General features: G+C 36.9%; 19 protein-coding genes. 13 read left to right on the top strand and 6 right to left on the bottom strand.

Features of this window, described 5'->3' with window-relative positions; genetic code table 11:
- The first annotated feature begins 2 nt into the window (after nt 1-2).
- Genes ACTH6U_RS02520 through ACTH6U_RS02530 form a run of 3 tightly spaced genes read left to right on the top strand, consistent with a single transcriptional unit; the run spans nt 3 to nt 5778 of the window.
- Nucleotides 3-2552, top strand: a complete 2550-nt coding sequence (locus tag ACTH6U_RS02520; RefSeq protein ID WP_441831517.1) for a DUF5682 family protein — start codon at nt 3-5, stop codon at nt 2550-2552.
- The gene (locus ACTH6U_RS02525; RefSeq protein WP_441831518.1) at nt 2549-3712 is read left to right on the top strand and encodes a VWA domain-containing protein; all 1164 of its coding nucleotides are present in this window, start codon (nt 2549-2551) and stop codon (nt 3710-3712) included. Before ACTH6U_RS02520 ends, ACTH6U_RS02525 begins: the two co-directional genes overlap by 4 nt.
- Nucleotides 3709-5778: an SWIM zinc finger family protein gene (locus ACTH6U_RS02530; RefSeq protein ID WP_441831519.1), complete on the top strand. Its 2070-nt coding sequence runs from the start codon at nt 3709-3711 to the stop codon at nt 5776-5778. The genes ACTH6U_RS02525 and ACTH6U_RS02530 overlap by 4 nt, the downstream gene beginning before the upstream one ends.
- A gap of 45 nt (nt 5779-5823) precedes the next feature.
- Here the strand turns inward: ACTH6U_RS02530 and ACTH6U_RS02535 are convergent, their stop codons facing one another.
- Nucleotides 5824-6309 (bottom strand): MarR family winged helix-turn-helix transcriptional regulator, encoded by a 486-nt coding sequence (locus ACTH6U_RS02535; protein ID WP_294103803.1) that lies wholly within the window; start codon nt 6307-6309, stop codon nt 5824-5826.
- A gap of 84 nt (nt 6310-6393) precedes the next feature.
- On the opposite strand from ACTH6U_RS02535, the gene ACTH6U_RS02540 reads away from it, so the two are divergent.
- From ACTH6U_RS02540 to ACTH6U_RS02555, 4 genes are all read left to right on the top strand, one after another.
- Nucleotides 6394-7284 carry an EamA family transporter gene (locus ACTH6U_RS02540; RefSeq protein ID WP_441831520.1) on the top strand — a complete coding sequence of 297 codons (891 nt, stop codon included), beginning with the start codon at nt 6394-6396 and terminating at the stop codon, nt 7282-7284.
- Nucleotides 7285-7395: 111 nt separating this feature from the next.
- The gene (locus tag ACTH6U_RS02545) at nt 7396-7983 is read left to right on the top strand and encodes a YiiX family permuted papain-like enzyme (protein ID WP_294103907.1); all 588 of its coding nucleotides are present in this window, start codon (nt 7396-7398) and stop codon (nt 7981-7983) included.
- A 100-nt stretch (nt 7984-8083) separates the two neighbouring features.
- Nucleotides 8084-8716, top strand: coding sequence for a DNA oxidative demethylase AlkB (gene alkB, locus ACTH6U_RS02550; RefSeq protein ID WP_294103807.1), 633 nt, complete (start codon nt 8084-8086; stop codon nt 8714-8716).
- A gap of 160 nt (nt 8717-8876) precedes the next feature.
- Entirely contained in the window at nt 8877-9902 is a 1026-nt protein-coding gene (locus tag ACTH6U_RS02555) for a threonine aldolase family protein (protein WP_441831521.1), read from the top strand.
- Between the two features lie 62 nt (nt 9903-9964).
- Here ACTH6U_RS02555 and ACTH6U_RS02560 read toward each other — a convergent pair whose 3' ends face one another.
- Nucleotides 9965-10558, bottom strand: coding sequence for a TetR/AcrR family transcriptional regulator (locus ACTH6U_RS02560; RefSeq protein ID WP_441831522.1), 594 nt, complete (start codon nt 10556-10558; stop codon nt 9965-9967).
- Between the two features lie 111 nt (nt 10559-10669).
- Between ACTH6U_RS02560 and ACTH6U_RS02565 the strand changes: the two genes are divergently transcribed.
- From ACTH6U_RS02565 to ACTH6U_RS02585, 5 genes are all read left to right on the top strand, one after another.
- Entirely contained in the window at nt 10670-11881 is a 1212-nt protein-coding gene (locus ACTH6U_RS02565) for an MFS transporter (RefSeq protein ID WP_441831523.1), read from the top strand.
- A 115-nt stretch (nt 11882-11996) separates the two neighbouring features.
- Complete coding sequence (locus ACTH6U_RS02570) at nt 11997-12488, top strand: GNAT family N-acetyltransferase (RefSeq protein ID WP_294103820.1); 492 nt, start codon at nt 11997-11999, stop codon at nt 12486-12488.
- A 176-nt stretch (nt 12489-12664) separates the two neighbouring features.
- Nucleotides 12665-13417: a DUF4184 family protein gene (locus tag ACTH6U_RS02575; protein WP_441831524.1), complete on the top strand. Its 753-nt coding sequence runs from the start codon at nt 12665-12667 to the stop codon at nt 13415-13417.
- Between the two features lie 106 nt (nt 13418-13523).
- Nucleotides 13524-13985: a YaiI/YqxD family protein gene (locus ACTH6U_RS02580; protein WP_441831525.1), complete on the top strand. Its 462-nt coding sequence runs from the start codon at nt 13524-13526 to the stop codon at nt 13983-13985.
- Nucleotides 13986-14101: 116 nt separating this feature from the next.
- Entirely contained in the window at nt 14102-14746 is a 645-nt protein-coding gene (locus ACTH6U_RS02585) for a LysE family transporter (protein WP_294103825.1), read from the top strand.
- A 366-nt stretch (nt 14747-15112) separates the two neighbouring features.
- Here ACTH6U_RS02585 and ACTH6U_RS02590 read toward each other — a convergent pair whose 3' ends face one another.
- A complete protein-coding gene (locus ACTH6U_RS02590) occupies nt 15113-16240 on the bottom strand; it encodes an ElyC/SanA/YdcF family protein (protein ID WP_294103826.1) in 1128 nt (375 codons plus the stop codon).
- A 344-nt stretch (nt 16241-16584) separates the two neighbouring features.
- The gene (mnmH, locus tag ACTH6U_RS02595) at nt 16585-17673 is read right to left on the bottom strand and encodes a tRNA 2-selenouridine(34) synthase MnmH (RefSeq protein WP_441831526.1); all 1089 of its coding nucleotides are present in this window, start codon (nt 17671-17673) and stop codon (nt 16585-16587) included.
- A 258-nt stretch (nt 17674-17931) separates the two neighbouring features.
- Here mnmH and ACTH6U_RS02600 point away from each other — a divergent pair, with 258 nt between their 5' ends.
- Nucleotides 17932-18195: a DUF3811 domain-containing protein gene (locus ACTH6U_RS02600; RefSeq protein WP_294103829.1), complete on the top strand. Its 264-nt coding sequence runs from the start codon at nt 17932-17934 to the stop codon at nt 18193-18195.
- Nucleotides 18196-18366: 171 nt separating this feature from the next.
- Here the strand turns inward: ACTH6U_RS02600 and ACTH6U_RS02605 are convergent, their stop codons facing one another.
- Both ACTH6U_RS02605 and ACTH6U_RS02610 read right to left on the bottom strand, forming a co-directional pair.
- The gene (locus tag ACTH6U_RS02605) at nt 18367-18645 is read right to left on the bottom strand and encodes a VF530 family protein (RefSeq protein WP_294103831.1); all 279 of its coding nucleotides are present in this window, start codon (nt 18643-18645) and stop codon (nt 18367-18369) included.
- Between the two features lie 333 nt (nt 18646-18978).
- The gene (locus ACTH6U_RS02610; protein WP_441831527.1) at nt 18979-19881 is read right to left on the bottom strand and encodes a manganese-dependent inorganic pyrophosphatase; all 903 of its coding nucleotides are present in this window, start codon (nt 19879-19881) and stop codon (nt 18979-18981) included.
- Between the last annotated feature and the right edge of the window lie 11 nt (nt 19882-19892).

Genomic DNA, 19892 nt, shown 5'->3' on the forward strand with positions numbered 1-19892 from the left:
CGGTGAGTTTGCCATCCATATTTTTACCTGAACGTCTTAAAAGTGCACTTGAACAGTGGCAAGCACTTAGTTCTCATCAGCTTTATTTTGCACCTATTCGCCATCATAGCCCTGCATGTTCTTATAGTGTGTTATCCCTAATTGAACAAGTTAAACCCGATTATGTTTTAATCGAAGGACCCGATAGTTTTAATTCGCTCATTTCTGGCTTATTGAATGAAGAAACTAAACCACCGGTTGCGATTATGGCACAAACAGAAATTAAAAATGAGCAAGATGAACACAATAAAAGTGACCCTGTCACACGATCAGCTTATTTTCCGTTTTGTGAGTATTCACCGGAATGGCAAGCGTTACGGGTAGGTCATCAACATCATGCTAAATTAAGGTTTATTGATTTACCTTGGACCGGACAAGTCAATGTAGATGAAAGTACAGAAAATCAAAGTTTACAAAAAGAACGCTACTTAGCTCATAGTCTGTTTATTACACAACTTGCTAAGAAATGTGGTTGCCGTGATCATGATGAACTTTGGGAACACTTATTTGAATTACGTACAATTGAATCTTTAACTCATTGGCAATCATTTTTTCACGATAGTTTTATTTGGTGTGCATTAGCGCGTCTAGATTATGAGCCTGAAGTCCTTGAGTCTGAAGGTTCAACGCAGCGCGAAATACACATGCAATCGCACATTCAAGCAATCAAAACACAAGAGCCTAATGCAAAAATTGTGATTGTTACGGGTGGTTTTCATACCTTAGCCTTAATCGAAGGGCTAGCGAATAAGTTAGCTGAGAATTTTGAATTATCACCAATCGAACAGAAAAAATTTTCTCAAAAACAGCAATTAGGTGAAAAAGATAAAGCTTGGCTTATTCGTTATAGTCATGACCGGCTAGATGCTTTAAATGGCTATGCTTCTGGGATGCCATCACCAGCATTTTATCAATGTGTTTGGGAAAGCTTGCTACAGCAACGAGCCGATCAACTTAATAATAAAATTATTCCAACTCTTAATTATCGTAACCAATTAGGTATTCATTATTTATCGAAAGTTGCAGGAATATTAAGAGTAAAACAATTTGATGCTGCTCCTGGCTTTTTATCAGTCAAATTAGCGGCTGAACAGAGTTTTCGTTTAGCCATCTTTCGTGGCCATACGGGGCCAGGACGCTATGATTTGCTCGATGGATTACAAAGTGCCTTTATCAAAGGCAGCTTAGATGAAAGCCAAAATGAATTGTGGCATGAAATACAAACCTGTTTTTCTGGGTTTATCTTGGGGCAGATCCCCAAAGGAACCATAACGCCGCCGTTAGTTGCTGAAGCCTATGAAATAGCAAAATCCTTTCGTTTTAAACTCGAGGATACCTTAAGTAAAGTTAGTCGTTTAGATGTTTATCGCAATCGGCAGCACCGTATGCGTAGCCGTTTTTTACATTTGCTCGCTTTTTTGGATATTCATTTCGCTAAACATATCACTGGACCTAATTTTCTTTCTGGTAACCAAATGGATTTGTTGTTTGAGGAATGGCGGTATGCATGGACACCTAATGTAGAAGGCGAGTTAATAGCTTTATCTGAAAAAGGCACCCAGCTTAAAGCGATTGCTCTGAATCGATTACTTGAGATGGAAAAAAACCTTGAAGAGCAAGGTATAAGCCGCTCAAGCCAGAATGTTGTGGTTTTATTAATGCAAGCGGCTTTAATGGGATTGCATCAACGAATTCCAACATTATTTATACTTCTTGACCGTTATATTCAGCAAGATGCTAAATTTGAGTCACTGATTACTTGTGGTCATAAATTAGTACACTTATGGCGAGGTCGTAGTTTCTTTGATATTGATGAAGATCTTGTTATAGAACAACGATTAGACAAGGTTCTTAAACAAAGTTTTTATTGTTTTGACCAATTATCACAAGGGGATGAACAACAACAGGAGTCGTATTTTAATGCGCTGCTTTCATGCCGAGAGCTAGTTACTTTCATGCCTGAAATTAATCCTAAAAGTGATTATTCCTCTGATTTTTACCATCAGTTAGCACGCTTAGATGGAAAGCTAAATCATGCACCATTACTCAAAGGTGCCGTTGATGCATTACGATTTTTAGCTGGGAAAATTGATGATTCAGTGCTCACAACATCAATTCAACGTACTTTTAGCGCCGGTAGCGATCCCGAAATTGCGATTGGTTACTTTATTGGCGTTATGCGTGCTGCGCCTGAATTAGTTATACGTATACCTTTGTTGGTGGAATTATTAAACCAATTATTGAGCGAATGGGACGATGAACGGTTTATTCAAGTTTTGCCTGATTTACGATTTGCGTTTAGCCAATTAACACCAAAACAAAATGCGCAGATGGCACAATGTATTGCGCAAAATTTATCAATTAAAACACAAGATTTAACGCTTCATCAAACTGAGTTCAGTGAAAAAAACATGCTACAAGCTATTCAACTAGAAAAAAAAATACAGCAACAGTTGGTTGAGCAAGGTCTACGAGGTTGGTTTGATAATGCAATGGAGGGCAAATCATCATGAGTCAAAAAAAGACTGAGAACGAAGCGTTAACGGAAGAACAAATTCAATTAGCTAAGCGTTGGCGTCTAATTTTAGGACAATATGCAGACAATGCGTTAGGGCAAGCGACACTCAATGCGAATGAACTAAAAATTGAACGCTCACTTGATTTTTTATATCGACGTGAATATCAACGACGTGGATTACGCCAGGAAAGTGGACGTCATGGCTCATTAGATGCATCTCAATTAACGGCTGTAAATTGGTTAAATCAAGCGCGAAAATTGTTTCCTAATAATACTTTTGAGCGAATGCAATCACAGGCTTTAGAGCGTTATGAAATCAGTAGCCTATTAAAAGATCCTCAAGCTCTCAATGCGATGGAACCTACTAAAGCGCTAGCTAAATCGTTACTAAGCTTACGGGGAAAGATGAGTGAAGAAACTCGCGATGCAGTTAAAAATATTATTCGAAAAGTTGTCGATGATATTTTAAGCCAGATGAAAAATCAGTTTAGGCAGGCATTAACGGGTCGTCGCAATCGTTTTAGTCGTTCATTTATTCCTAATAGTCGAAATTTTGATTGGCGAGCAACTATTGCTGCTAATTTAAAAAACTATGATCAACAAAACCAACGTTTAGTAATTAAAACACCTCATTTTAATTCAAGACAGCAGCAACATTTACCCTGGGATGTCATTCTGTGTGTTGACCAAAGTGGTTCGATGGCAAGTTCAATTATGTATGCGGCTGTTTGTGCCAGTATTTTAGCTGCATTGCCAACGGTGAGAGTTTCACTCGTCATTTTCGATACTCAGGTTGTTGATTTAAGTCATTTAGCGAATGATCCCGTTGAAGTTTTAATGACAGTGCAACTTGGGGGCGGCACGGATATCGCTAAAGCCATGCAATATTGTGAAAGCTTGATCCGTAATCCAAAACGAACCGTTATTTCTTTGATTAGTGATTTTGAAGAAGGAGGGGCATTGAATAACTTGCTCAATTGCACCCAGCGACTTCATAGCCAACAAGTCAAGCTACTTGGTCTTGCTGCTCTCGATGACGAGGCATTACCCGTTTACGACACTGAAATTGCACAAAAACTCGCAGATAGAGGAATGCATGTAGCAGCGTTGACACCAGAACACTTTGCTCAATGGCTTGCGGAGGTGATGCAATGAGTTGGAAAACAGTTTATTTCCATTATGACGACGATGCACTCGCAGTATTTGCTAACGTTGGGTTACTTCGACGTGCTCGCAAAGACATTGAAAATGGGAAGGTAGTGCCTATTGATTTAACTAATGGCAGCTTTAATAGTGATGGTCAGCAAGTTAAATTGGATGAGCAGGGAGTGCAACAGGCGACTTGTGATTGTACTGCTTCTGGTTGCTGCAAACATATATTAGCGGCAATACTGTGGTTGCAAGCTAATATAAGCGACGATATATCTGCCTTAAATAAACCCCTTCAAGATAATCACGCACAAATACCGGCAGAGCCAGTGCCTTTACTACATGAACTGCTAGCGTTAGAGACGGGGTCTTTAGTTAAGCAAAATTCTAAAGCAGATTGTCGATTAGCCATTCGGTTATTACAAGCTTGGGACAACATTGAATTACGTACTGATGACCAATGTACGCAATTTAAGATTTTTTTACCTGATTACGAAGAGCCGATTATCTATCTTCGCGGTAATGGTTTTCAAGGAATGTTGTCATCATTACCAGAAAGGCAAAAAAAAGCGCTACATTTGGCCGCTATGGCTAAGTTGTTTACTCAACAAAACCAGCAATGGTTGTGGCCAGATGATTTGGTTGTTGCAACAGAGACTAAGCAAACATTAAATAATGATGATAAAGCGGTTATTGAATCAATACAGATCTTTATTCAAAATATGCTGCGTCAAGGCTTATCCCATATTAGTCAAAGTAGTGCAGCTCAATTACAGTTATTAAATATGTCCGCTCGCGCGGAAGGATTGCCTAGACTAGGGAATTATTTAAAACGATTAAGTAGCCAAGTTAAGTTATTAGCGAATAAACATTTTACGATGGATGAAGGGCAAGTATTGCGTCTGATTGCACGAATCTCGGCCTATTTATATCAATTACTTCATGCAAACGAAGACCAACTTATTTTATTGCGCGGGCGAGTCAGGCAGCAATATGAAGGTAAAAATACAACGCTAAATTTAATGCCTATTGACGCTCAATGGTGGCAAACTCAAAGTGGAGCAATTGGGGCAACTTTCAGTTTTTGGGATACCAAAGAGAAGAAAGTTATTCAAACTACTCAAGCAAGGGCCAATAGACTGGATGCTAATTTTAATCGTACCAATGTTTGGCAAACGTTAGCTATCTGGAAACAAACTGCAGATAATCTTATGCGAAATTCATTTGAATTACATGAGCCTAGGTTATCAGATGAAGGCAAACTGGCAGCCAGTGGAGAGAGTTATGCACTTAATCATTCAAATAAGTTTATTGCAATAGCCGATTACCAACAGCTTCAAACGGAATATGGCTTTAGCGAGTGGCCTAACGCCGTCGAATATCTCTCTAACTTACAAGAGGATAATATCTATGAACCTGTATTACTTCATATTGATAGTTATGAGCAACTCTATTGGAATGAAACTGAGCAATGTATTTTATGGGCAATATCAGATAAGAATCACAATACCGCCTTTTTGCGTTTAAATTGGCAAGGTAATGAAAGCAATAAAATTGAAGAATTGCGTTTTATTACTAAACAAAAACTTCCTATAGCTGCGATAGCAGTACAAATTATTTATCATCAACAAGAAATCCAGTTAGTACCAAAAACTTTATGGTTTAAAAAAGAAAAAGGGATCGAGTTATTTTATTTAGACTTTGAGTTTATTCCTCGAAAAAAGAAACCCTCGAATTTTATTAATCATATTTTAGAGTATATGGCGAAAAAACAACACACGAGCGCTAATTTTATCCCTGTTCCAACCTTAACTCAGCAACTGACAAGGCCTATTTTTTCAGTGATTGAAACTCAAGCTTGTACAGGCAGACAGCAATTATCGCAAAGTCAAAAAAATGAATTAATTTATGTTGTAGGAACACTACGAGAGCTTGGTATGGAGTGGTTTGCCAAACAAGTTGAGTGTTTTGCTAACTCTTTGGATCAAGAGTCAGAAGCACTTTTGAAGTTAGTCTACTTATGTGAACAATTTGAGCATTCGCAAATGCCACTACCATTTGATATACATTGATGATTTTTATAAGTGGATGACGTTAATATGTGTCATCCACAAATTCTAAGATTCAAATGACGCTAAAAATAAGCGTAAAATTTGGTCGAGAGATTGTTGTTGCGCTTCAGGAAGACTGGAAATAAGACGTGTTTGATTTTGTGTGTGAGCCTCTATCGCCTTATTAATTAAGGTTAACCCTTCAGGCGTTAAAGTAACTAAAAAACCTCTCCCATCTTCAGGGTTCACATATCGTTTAACATATCCGACTTTTTCTAACTGATCGATACGATTTGTCATCGTTCCAGATGTAACCATTAAAGTGGTGAGCATATCGCTTGGGCTTAAGGTAAAAGGGGAGCCGGCTCGACGCAAAGTAGCAAGCACATCAAAACTTGAACGATTAAGGCCAAATTGCGCAAATACTTTTTCCATTTCGCGAGCTAAGTGGTGCGCTACATTCCCTAAACGACCAATGAGCCCCATAGCACTAGTATCGAGGTCTGGGCGCTCGCGTTCCCACTGTTGAGTGATTTTATCTATTCTATCCATAGACAAATAATAGTTTGAATTTATCTTGACGTCAAGGTAAGTTAAAACTATCTTGATATCAAGATAAATTAGTGGGTGTTTTATATGAACGATATTAAAAATAGATATGTAATTTTATTATTAACTGCATTGGCTCCTATCGTTTGGGGAAGCACCTATTTGGTGACAACCGAAATGTTACCGAAGGGAATGCCTTTAATGCTGGCTGTATTACGTGCATTGCCAGCCGGATTATTATTACTATTATTTATACGAAAGTTACCACAAGGCATTTGGTGGGGACGTGTAATGATACTTGGAATTTTAAATTTCTCACTTTTTTGGTGGTTATTATTTATTGCAGCTTATCGCTTGCCTGGTGGTGTTGCGGCTACAGTAGGGGCAATTCAACCATTAATTGTATTGTTCCTTAGTCGATGGTTATTAAATAGTCAGTTGTCTTTTTTATCTATATTGGCTTCTTTTAGTGGAATTATTGGAGTGGCTATTTTATTACTGACACCTAATGCAATGCTTGATATGACTGGAATAATTGCTGGGTTTTTAGGCGCATTTTCGATGGCCGCTGGAACTGTGCTGAGTCGTCGCTGGCAGCCGCCAGTTAATGCTATAACATTTACTTCTTGGCAACTAACTGCTGGTGGATTGGTATTGTTACCTTTTGCATTATATTTTGAACCTGCATTACCACCGTTAACATTGATTAATTTTATAGGTTTAAGTTATTTAACTATTATTGGTGGAGCTTTAACTTATGCTCTTTGGTTTAGAGGTCTAGCTATATTAGGACCGAGCTCAGTTGCTTCGTTGGGGTTTTTAAGCCCAGTCAGTGCTGTATTATTGGGATGGATAGTATTAGATCAGCAATTAAGTATGTTGCAATTAATCGGAATGCTGGTGATATTAGCCAGTGTATGGGTAAGCCAGCAATCAGAGAGAAAGCTAGCTTTAAATCAATATAAAGAATCGATATAACTGCATTGATAACTATCATATTTATCTCAATGTCTTATTAATAGAAATAAGGCATTATATAATTATGTATTTACGCAGTTTTTCAAGTGGATGATAATTATGTCGTTGTTTCTGAAGTTTCATATTTTAATGCCTATTTTGTTTGCTTCGTTATGTTATGGATATGAACCTGAGCAAGGAGATATTATTTTCCAAACGTCAAAATCAACACAGAGTTTAGCTATCCAAAAAGCAACAAATTCACCATACAGCCATATGGGAATTATATTATTTAATAACGGTAAACCTTATGTTTACGAAGCATCTAATGTGGTTAAATTTACTTCATTACATATCTGGATTAACCAAGGTGTCGCCAATAAGTATGTTGTTAAAAGAGTAAAGAATAGACTAAGTGATTCGCAAAAAGATAAATTATATCAACAGGCTATGTTATATAAATCTAAACCTTATGATTTAGCTTTTTCTTGGTCTAATGATAAAATGTATTGTTCTGAATTGGTCTGGAAAATTTACTACCATGGTATTGATGTAAAAGTTGGTAAGCTAGAGAAACTGAAAGATTTTGATTTAAGTTCAAAAGCAGTTAAAGCTAAGCTTGCGGAACGTTATGGATCGAAAATACCTTATAATGAGACCGTAATTTCACCTCAAGAGATGTTTGAATCACCATTATTGGTATTAGTAGATGAAAAATAGCCATAAAAGTAAGAAGATATATTTTTACATTATGCCTAAATGGTCTATTTATTGAAAAATCATTGATCAAAAATCACCTTAATACTGCGAAATTGAAATCATGCTATTTTCTGACGAAGAGAACAATATTGTAATTGCTGAAGATGCTTATTTGTTAAAAGGATTTCTTTTAGGACAAGGAGAACCGTTATTATTAGCATTAAGCAATGTTATCTTGCAGGCTCCACTTCGTCATATGGTGACGCCTGGTGGTTATAACATGTCAGTTGCAATGACTAATTGCGGGGACTGGGGATGGGTGACAGACGAAACCGGCTATCGTTATTCTTTACGTGACCCTGTCACAAATAATCCATGGCCCGTTATGCCTGAAATATTTAAAAAACTGGCTATCGATGCAGCAAAAAGCGTGGGATTCAATCACTTTGAACCAGACGCATGTCTTATCAATCAATACAGTGTAGGTTCTAAATTATCTCTACACCAAGATAAAGATGAAGTTGATTTTTCACACCCCATTGTGTCTTTTTCGTTCGGATTACCTGCAATGTTTGATTTTGGTGGTATAAAGAGAGAAATGCCGAAAATAGCTATCTTACTCGAACATGGTGATGTATTAGTCTGGGGTGGCCGCTCGCGCTTAAATTTTCATGGGGTACGAAGTATAAAAGCAGGCGAGCATCCTTTATTAGGACCTTTTCGTTTTAATATAACCTTTCGATGTTCTCATTAGGTCACTGCTTAAGCTTAATTATATGGTTAGCTATAATAAGTTAACTATATAATTTTTATATCATTCATAATTTAAAATAGTATTGAATAATTAATTAGATACGCATATAACTATGACATCTTTGAATGAGAAACCAACAAAGTAACGATAGGTAGATTCCATGTATAGTTTTTTAAATGATTATAACGAAATAGCACATCCTGCAGTAATGAAAGAGTTGAATGGCTTGGTTGGGCAGCGTTATGAAGGTTATGGTACAGATAAACTTTGCGCGAGTGTTGCGAAACAAATCAAAGAACGAATTGGAAGAGCAGACGCAGATATTCATTTTTTTAATGGCGGAACGATCACCAATTTAACGGTGATTTCACATGTACTAAGGCCTCATCAAGCTGCGATTTCTGTGGATTCAGGACATATCTCAACTCATGAAACGGGGGCTATTGAAGCGACGGGCCATAAAGTCATTACTGTACAGTCTGAGTCAGGAAAACTTACCCCACAACATATTCAAAAAGTGTTGAGTGAGAACGGGGATGAACATACGGTTCAAGCTAAATTAGTCTATATTAGTAATTCAACAGAGATTGGTACGGTTTATCGTAAAAGTGAAATAGTTGCTTTACGTGAAATTTGTGATGCTAATGGTTTATTCCTATTTATGGATGGCGCTCGTTTAGCATCCGGTTTGATGTCCAAATATAGTGACTTAACTATTGAGGATATTGCACAACTTACTGATATTTTTTATATCGGTGGAACTAAAATAGGTGCTTTTACTGGTGAAGTTTTAGTTATTGCTAATAGTGCGTTGAAATCTGATTTTCGCTTTAGCCTTAAACAAAAGGGCGGTTTACAGGCAAAAGGCTGGTTGCTTGCTGCACAATTCAAAGCTTTATTTGAAGATGATTTATACTTTAAATTAGGTCAACATGTGAATGATATGGCTTCACAGATTGCTATTTTCTTTAAAGATAATGGATTTGAATTTTTAGCACCAACAGAATCAAATCAAGTATTTGTGATCTTACCTAATGAATTAGCAAAAAAATTATTATCAAAATACGCATTAAATAAAATATGTGAACCAGAACCAGGTAAAACTTGTGTTCGTTTTTGTACGTCATGGTCAACTCGCCAACAAGATGTAGACGATTTTATTTCTTCATTTAAGTTATTACGCTAATGATACTAAGAGTGAGCTTAGTATCGATTTGAGTTCACTCTCTTTTAAATTTGTCTTTCATATCAATCTATAGGTTTAGCGATTAATAGTCCGCTTAATAAGATATTCACAGTTTCAATACTTTGGTTAAGTCTACGATCACTATTTCCCTCAGCTATCCAGCAAGCTGCCTCTGACAATCCCCCATTAATGAGTAACGATAGCGCTCGAGGATTAACGTCAGCAATGTATTTTTGGTCAATAAGTTGGGTAATAATTTTTTCGACTTGTTCAATACAACGAAGATTAGATTTTGCCAGTGTTTCACCAAGTACGGCTTTGGCATCACGTAATACAATTCTTTGATATTCAGGCTCTAATGCCATTTCCAGATAGGCGTAACAGCGTTGACAAAAACTTGCCCATATATCAAGTGAACCATGGGTAATCGCATATAATCTATCATTCATTTCAGTATCAATTTGTTCCACAACCGCAGCTAATAAGCCTTTTTTATCGCCAAAATGATGATAAAGAGCGCCTCTAGTTAGATCAGCACTTGCGGTTAAGTCATCCATTGAGGTTTCTGCGTAACCAAAACGGCAGAAATAATCACGTGCGGTTGATAATAGAACAGCTCGTGTTTCTTCCATTTGTGCTTGAGTTCTTCTTGCCATGAAACCTCTTACATACGTTACGTATAATTGTTTACATTCATCCCGTATCAATATATCATTTTTATACATACACTGCGTATATAAAGTTTAGTATTAACTATGGAGATATTAATGATAAGCCGTTACCAAGAAATTTTTCGAGCACCGGGAAGTAACCACTTTGTTATTGCTGGCTTTTTAGCGCGCTTAGCATTACCTATGATGGGAATTGGCATTATTACAATGTTATCTCAATTAAGAGGAAGCTATACATTAGCAGGAGCAGTAGCTGCAACTTTTGTCTTAACTTATGCCTTATTATCTCCTGCAATATCTCGTTTAGTGGATAGGCATGGACAATTTTATATATTACCTCGAGTCACTATTATTAGCGCTGTAGGTATCAGTATTATATTAATGGCAACATGGTTTGAGTTATCAAACTTATGGTTATTTATAGGTGCCTTTGGGGCAGGTTTTATGCCAAGCATGTCAGCAATGGTGAGGGCAAGATGGACTGCTATTTATAAAGGTCAGCCTATTTTACAAACAGCCTATTCGTTAGAAACCGTTTTTGATGATGTGACATTTATTACAGGGCCGCCTTTATCTGTTGGTATAACAGTCGCGTTATTTCCTCAAGCAGGGTTACTTGTTGCTATGGTTTTACTTATCATTGGGGTAGGACTTTTGGTATTTCAACGTAGTACTGAACCCAGTATCTTAAAATATGTTGGCGTGGAGTCAGATAATAAGTCGATTTTACGGATAACCGGCTTACAACTATTGATTGGGCTAATGATCTCTCTAGGCATTATTGTTGGGTCAGTGGATATTCTCAGTGTTACATTAGCGGAACAGCAAAATCAACCCGCTGCAGCTAGCCTCGTATTATCTGCTTATGCAGTCGGCTCTTGCTTTATGGGACTTATTTTTGGTGCGCTCACGTTATCGACGCCATTGCCTCGCTTATTATTTATAAGCGGATTATTAACGCTATTATCTATCGTCCCGTTACTATGGGTTGATAGTATTATCTCTTTATCCATCGTTGTTTTTATTTCAGGATTATTTTTTGCACCAACCATGATTATTGCGATGTCATTAGTCGAAAATATTATACCTGCAAATAGATTAACTGAGGGTATGACTTGGTTACTTGCTGGTTTAAATATTGGTGTTGCGATAGGCGCAGTTTTATCAGGGAAAGTGGTTGATACTGTTGCCATAGACTACGGTTATTATGTTGCTATTGGAGGAGGAGTATTGGTATTAGTTGCCTCCACGTTTAGTTATTTTCAATTAACTTGCCATTATCATTCTGTGTCTAATCTAGGTGAATAAGATTTAAATTGAATTTAAAAGACATCAGTACAGCTAAAGTGCAGTTAATTGCCTCATTAGCTAAGTCAAAAATGTTAATATACCGCCATATTAATTTAGTGAATGAGGTAACCAGATGCACTCCCCAGTATTTAGACACGCAACATTAAACGATGCTGAGCATTGTTATGCGATTGAAGTAGGATCTTATGAAGGTGACGAAGCGGCAACACTTGAAAAAATAACGACACGTATTCACCAGTATCCTGAAGGTTTCCTGTGTATGGAAATAGATGATGAAGTTATTGGCTTTATTAACGCAGGCTGCGCATGGGATGTGGTGATGTCTGATGAAGAGTTTAAAGAACTTATTGGTCATGACCCCAAAGCACCTAATGTAGTGATTATGTCGGTGGTCATTCATCCTAAATACCAAGGAAAAGGGTATTCATCATTGTTAATGAAAGAATTTATTTCATTGATGCAAAAAGATGATAAACAAACGATTCATCTCATGTGTAAAGAACAACATGTCGACCTTTATAAACATTTTGGTTATGAATATGTCAGACCTTCAGCCTCTGACCACGGCGGCATGGTATGGCATGAAATGGTAATGAAGTTTTAATTATTAGTTCAACAGTCTTTCAGGAAAAAGTACATTAGTTCGGGTTTTCTAATTAAATTCGTCGTGTACTTTTGCTGCTTTTACGATTTCTCGTATATCTTTATTCTTTCTTCGTCTGCAAACTGTTTATTAATAACTAAGTCGTTTTTGAGAATTAACTCTATTGAGAACTAACTATGCCTTGGACTTTCTCCCATCCTGCGATTGTTTTCCCATTAAAGCACTCTAGGTGGGGACAGTTTTTGAATTTACCCGCTCTAATTTTAGGTAGTTTAAGTCCAGATTTACTCTATTCGTTCGGGTTATATCGTTTTGCGAGTACAGCTCACCATGTCGTTGGTTGGTTTTATACTGCATTTCCATTGTGTATTTTTATATATGTTATGGTTTATTTACTTATTGAGCCGTTAAAGCAAATCATTCCGTTTCCTATGCAAAAGAATAAGTTATGGAATAGACGCTATTTTTCTATCTTAATTGTATCTTTATTTCTCGGAGCTATGACTCACATTATTTGGGATTCTTTTACCCATGAATCTGGCGCTGTTGTGAGAAATTTTTCACTATTGCAATTTAATTTTATTCATATGAGCGATAAACAAGAGATTGCGATTTATAAGCTACTTCAGCATATGGGATCACTGCTAGGATTGATTTATCTTTGTTTTAAATATTATCAGTATCATAAAACGCAGCCAAATGTCACCCAGAAAGAAAACACTATCAAACTTAAAAACTTATCCTATATTGCCGTAATTTCGGGGGGATTAGCGCTACCAGTGGCTTATCATTTGACACCAAAGGTAACAAGTTTCCATTTTAATCGATTTGTTTATCTTGAACTGACTTTAACCGTACCTTTTTTCTTCGGGTTAGTCGTGATATTGGCACTTTTAAAACATAATCAATTACTCGGTCGTTACCATTAGGAAAATTATCTAAAAAAATATTCTAAGACTAAGGTAACGGCAAACTGTCAAGGCACAATCATGTTATCATAACGGTAGATAGCATTAATAAATATGGAATAATAAAATGTTGATATGGGTAGATGCGGATGCATGTCCTAAAGTAATTAAAGAAGTTTTATATCGCGCCGCAGACAGAGAAAAAGTGCAAATTACTTTGGTAGCAAACCAGAGGCTCACGGTTCCACCTTCACCGTTTATTCGAACATTACAAGTTCCAGCAGGTTTTGATGTTGCAGACAATGAAATTGTTCTACGCGCTCAAGCAGGGGATTTAATTATCACCGCAGATATTCCGCTTGCTGCTGAAGTCATGGAAAAAGGGGCTATAGCACTTAATCCGCGAGGAGAACGTTATAGCGAAGCCACAATTAAAGAGCGACTCACTATCCGTGACTTTATGGATACGATGCGAGCAAGCGGTGTTCAGACGGGCGGCCCAGCAACGTTAAATCAACGCGATCGTCAGCAATTTGCCAACGAGTTAGATAAATGGTTGCTACATAGGAAAAAAACACTAAAAGTTTAGTGTTATTAGATTCAAAATAATTTGAATTTTGTGCAGTAAATGTGTATTTGCAAATAGAGTTACAGATAATTTCATGCTTATAATGGTCTTCAAATAAATTTGATGAAGAAAAAATCATGGATCCAATACACAGTATTATCGTGACTCTTTTTTTATTTATTCTCACTTTTTTTAACCCAGGTGCTAATTTATTTATTGTTGTACAAACAACATTAAGCTCGGGTAAAAAGGCTGGTCTAACATGTGGTTACGGCGTTGTATTAGGTAATGCTATATACTCTGGTCTCGGATTGTTTGGCTTAGTCACGTTAATGTCAGAGTTTGGCTATTTATTTTCTTTAATTAAAATTCTAGGTGGTTTATACCTTCTTTATTATGCTATTAGTGTGTTTAAAAATAGGACGCAACTTAATTTATCTACACAAAATTCGTTAGAATCTTTTCCCGTAGTCACGTATTTTCGTCGAGGGCTCATTTCTGACCTTTCGAACCCTCAAACTATTTTGTTTTTTATTAGTATCTTCTCAACCACCATTACCCCAACGACACCACTTTGGACCAAAATTATTATTTGGTTAGGGATTGTTATTGCTTCTTTAGTGTGGCGTATTATTTTATGTCAGACTTTTTCACTGTCATCAGTTAGACGAACATATTCTCGCATTCATAAGGTAGTTGGAAAAATTGTTGGCTTCATTCTCGGTGGGTTAGCAACGCGATTAATTTACCAAGGGATATCTGAGTTAGTTTTCAGAAAATAGATTTTAATATTAAATAGTTTGACGTTTAAGTTCTATCTGTTTGAGTATACTTATCTCGATGTCTTGTTCACTACTTTAATAGGGATGAATAGCGGTAATATCCATTTTTTCTTGCTGTGTTGTGATGTGAAAATTCTGATAGTACTAATCGTAGTCGCTATAATGGTTCATAGAAATAGTCCATTAGTAGGGGAGGTGATATTTTAATTATGCCATCCTAGGTTTAAATAGAACGCACTGATAATGCTATTTATTTTCTTATTAAACCTAAATGAATAAAGCACTTCACTATCAACTGATAAAGAAGTGCTTTAGCGGTATCGAATATAAGATTTTTATATTAAAACAGCACCTTTAATTCTGGTTTTAACGTTCTTCAAGCGGATAGCTACGGAAACTCCATAAACCTAAAGCTTTCAGACCATCGCGGTAAATTCCTTGAATATCTTTTTGGCTAACCTTTTGTAATTCAGCTAATGGTTTATCTAAAGCAACAATACCATAGAATTGAATATCACGTGGACCAGTTTCCCAGCTCGCTAAAGTAAAAATAGCATCCGCTCGGCGAATATGGCTGCCAGAGCTAATAAGTACCGTATTTTTTATGCGGTGCTTAGCTAAAGCATATCGACTATAAAGTGCATTTTCTACTGTTGTGCGAGCATAGTTATCTTGATAAATACGTTTTCCATCGATACCATTTTTTAATAACCAATCCGCCATAAGTTTTCCTTCAGTTTTATTATTCTGAGGCACACCACCCGTGACTAATATAATTGAATCAGGGAGTTCTTTAGCGATTTGTAACGTTTTTTCTAATCGTTTTATTAAAATGTCATGCATGCTTCCATCTGGATTAAGCGCATACCCTAATGTCACAATAGCTGTGTTATCACCGCTTTCACGTAGTTGTTTTTGCAATTCAGGAGAAAGATTATCGGTAATTGGCATTGTAGTAACGCGATCGATAACTTTATAAAACTCAGCTAACTCCAACGCTTTATTTGGATTTAATTCATTTAATTTTTTTAGATAACTTTCACTATCTTGAGTTTTACCGGCAAATCGGGACCAAGCTGATAGATAAATTAGCGCATCAATATCATCAGGAGCAACGTCAAGAATATCACGGTAAATAGTCAGTGCTTTTTCAACATCATTATTGTAGATATATGCACTTGCAGCACTGAAGAGTAGATCTACGCGATAAGGTTCAAGCTTATGAGCTTGTAACAGTTTTTGTGCCACAATTTCAAGGTTAGATGGTAGCTTTCCGGTAAAACCAGCATCAGAAACTCGTGATGGATTTTTGAATGCTTGTAGTGCTTCATTCACCAGTAAATCAACTGTTTGGCGCTGAGTAACATAATCCGTATAATTTGCTTGCGGTGCAATAACTGTGGGCGCTGCGATACCTTGAAATGAAAGTGCTAAGCCAACAGCAAGTGCTGCGATTGTTTTCACCTGAAAGCGATTCGTAAAAGGTTTATACATGGTTATTTTCCTTTTAAAATTAAGTTTCTTTTTATATGTGCTTGCAAAACAATATGATACTAACAAAGGTTTTATTGAATTAGGAAAGTAACAGTGAGAAATCAAATACAGATCTCATTAATTCTTATCGAAAAATAAGATAGGATACTTCGATAAAGGAAAGTACCTACTGAAATCATAGGTAAACGCAGTTTACCCTTACAATTTCATTGTAAGGGTTTTGATAAAGAATTCTTTGAATGATAGGTTAACTAGTAAGAAAATAAGTCATGACGTTTGAAGATCTGTCTCTGCTTGCATTGATCCATTGACCGTTAATTAGATCAAAATAGATACTTTATACATTAGCAGCTAATGAGCCACTGCATAACTTCTTCATAAGTGCCCTTGAATACGATTCGGTCTTCTTTTTTACTCAATTGGTAGCGATACATCGGGTCATAATATTCAATAAGTAAAGGACATAACCATGCAAAATGAGCTTCCGTATTACCATTTGTTTTTTGTTCTGTGAGGGCGTTATCTAGCAAATTAGTTAATTCGACGGCTCGTTGTGACCCCAAACGCTTACGGATCGCTGATAATCCGTGGTGGAGATATTCACTATAAGCAGCCCATCCTTTTTCATCACCATAGGTGATTAAAAAATCATGAGTCATTCGGTCAAAATATTCTTCTTTTAATCGTTCAATTCGACGTTCAAAAGGATCTTCAACAACAGCAATAGTCGCTTTTTCCATTTGAATGCGTAAAGGATCGGGAATGCTATTGGCTCCGATAGCGCGACCTTCATCTTCTAATATCCAGTGAGTTTGTTGGTCTGCTTTTTTAAGCATTGCAATCGCAAGATGATTTTCGAAAGTGGCTTGGCGAAACTGTTCTTCTAGCGTACGGCCAAAAGAAGAACCACGATGCCGAGCAATACCTTCGAGATTAATACCATTAGCTAGGTCTCGAACAAGTGTTGTTTTTCCACTGCCAGTACATCCACCAATTAACGTAATCGGGCGCTGTGATAAATTATTTATCGCATCAATTGTTGTTTGGCGTAAGGCTTTATAGCCACCAATAATGAGAGGGTAATCAATCCCAATGTCTTTCAACCATTGCTGAACAATATGCGAACGCATACCGCCTCTAGCACAACAAATATATCCTTGGGGAAATCGATGGCAGGCTTCACGCCATGCCGCTAGGCGGTTATCACGAATATCACCCTTAACCAATTGGTGACCGAGAGCCACCGCTTTTTCCGAACCATGCTGCTTATAGCAAGTTCCTACCGCAGCACGCTCTTCGTCATCCATCAACGGTAAGTTGTAAGCGGAAGGCATTGAACCTTGATAAAATTCAATTGGTGCTCGCACATCGATTAAAGGGGTGTCTAAGGTCAGGATTTGACGAATATTTTGAGGCGATGGGACTAATTCCATAATAAAGACTGTGATATCAATTCAGATTGTAATGGACTTTATTATACTCCGAATCCTATTTGATGGCACGCAGCGATGATAGTGGTTACCATTTTATTATGAAAAAATTTTATGTCTAACCTTATATTCTTCATAATTAAATGATAAAGAATTGAAAAATAAACCGAGTTTCATGTCAAATTTGTATTAAAAATTTCGTTAGTAATTTCAAAAGTGTTATATTGATTATAGACATCTCAACATGAGTAGGGTAATACAATGAAAATGCTAACGATTCAAGAAATGACCGAAGCTCAGAAGATGCAAGTTAAAACACGGCTGGGTCAGGAGAGGAAAAGACTAGGACGTGAATTAACAAACGCAGAAAACAATAAAGTTAAAGATCAAATAATCCTCGAAATATCAACTGAAGTTGAAAAAGCCGCTAAAAAAGTTAGAGCTCAAAAGAAAAAAGATAAACTAGTTTCTAGTGATGAGACCTTTAGTTGGTCATCTAAAAATCATAGTCGAGGGTATCGTTAAAATAACCCGCTTAAAAGCCCTGAGAAGGGCTTTATAGTTTCCATGATTTATTTTTAATATCCCACGCTGCAAGTAATATCAAACAAATTATCCGTAGTGATTTTATATAGATATTCATACCCGATAATAATTACCCGGCTCTCTAAACTAGGACTAAAATTTTCAGAGACATTACTTTCTAGGTAAGCCCCAAGGGTCAAAATCATTTCCATTTGATTTATCAATAAGATCATCCTCAAGGGAATCGAGATAAAGTGCTTCGACTTCAGCGCGAGCCCATGGTGTACGGCGAAGAAACTTTAAACTTGATTTAACACTGGGGTCTTTTTTAAAACAATTAATATTGACTAATTTTCCCAGCTCACTCCAACCATATCTTGCCACTAAAGCATTGACCTGCATTTCAAGCGTTACGCCATGTAAAGGATCTTTATTTAAATGTTCGGTCATGGGTAGTCCTGTCTTCAGGTTATAAAATAATGGGATTTAGGCGGGAAGGTTACAAGAAAGAAAGATAAATGACAATGGAAGGTCAGATGCAAACGTATATTAATTATTTACGGTGTAAAACATCTTATGTGAAACTTCAATAATGAATTTAACATAACGACCATCGAGATTAAAAATGGTGCCTGCCATAGCACCGTATAATGGATTATTGATTAATTTCACGGCGATATTTTTAACCATTCGGGGTCAATATCTGGGCTACCCGCTGAATCAACAGCGGGATTAATATTTTTTCAAGAATATCAGTATCTAAAAACGTCACTTTTGCTCTAATTAGTCCGAAGACGTTAAAATAGTCCTCGTAAGCCAAGGCAATATATCTTTTTTCCTACTAATGAATCCAAGTAGGGAAACACTACTGAAGTGGAATTGATTGTCTTGTGAAAAATATAATGTTGAGTTTTGCTTAAAAATATCCGTGACTACCAATACGGCAATATCAAAGTTGCCTGTTTGATTTTGTTTGGCTAATTGAACTAGAACCTCAGGAAGAATAGCTTCAATTGCAGACATTGAGGTGAGCTCAATTTGGGAAATCAGAACTGAAAAACCGCTGATTTGATAGCGTTTAGCATCTTTCATAAGAAGATAATCAGCCGATAATCCATGAATATCAGTTTTAGCGGCAAGCAAACCTTGAACAAATTCATCATAGTTTAGTTGGCAAATAGCAGACAGAGATTTTACCGCAGCGATATCATGGCCAGTAGTTGTCGATGATGTAAGGTTGACGGTATCACTCAGTATCGCGCCTAACATCAAGGTAGCTTGAGAAGCGGAAATAGGCTGTTGGTTTTCGAGAGTAAGTATTTGCCAGATGATTGTGGCACAACAACCAACCGAACGTATCCAAACGTCTGGTGGATTTTGTGTCATTACGGTTCCTAGCCGGTGATGATCAATAATACCAATGATATTACTGAAAGCTAAAGAGGGAGGTCCTTGTTCTGCATCGGTAAAATCAACGAGCCAAACTGTTTTTTCATTCAGTGCTATATTGAGAAGTTCGGGTTGAACTACATTAGCTTGCTGTAAAATAAAAGCGGTTTCCGGCGTGATTTCACCTAGACGAAATGGCGTTGCTAGCTTTCCTTGGCTGTTTAACCAATCAGCTGTAACAATTGCACTACAAATACTGTCACTATCGGGATTTTGATGACCAAAAACGTAAATCATATAAGGACCTA

The organism is Providencia sp. (assembly GCF_052096715.1).
In the GTDB taxonomy this organism is placed as follows: domain Bacteria; phylum Pseudomonadota; class Gammaproteobacteria; order Enterobacterales; family Enterobacteriaceae; genus Providencia.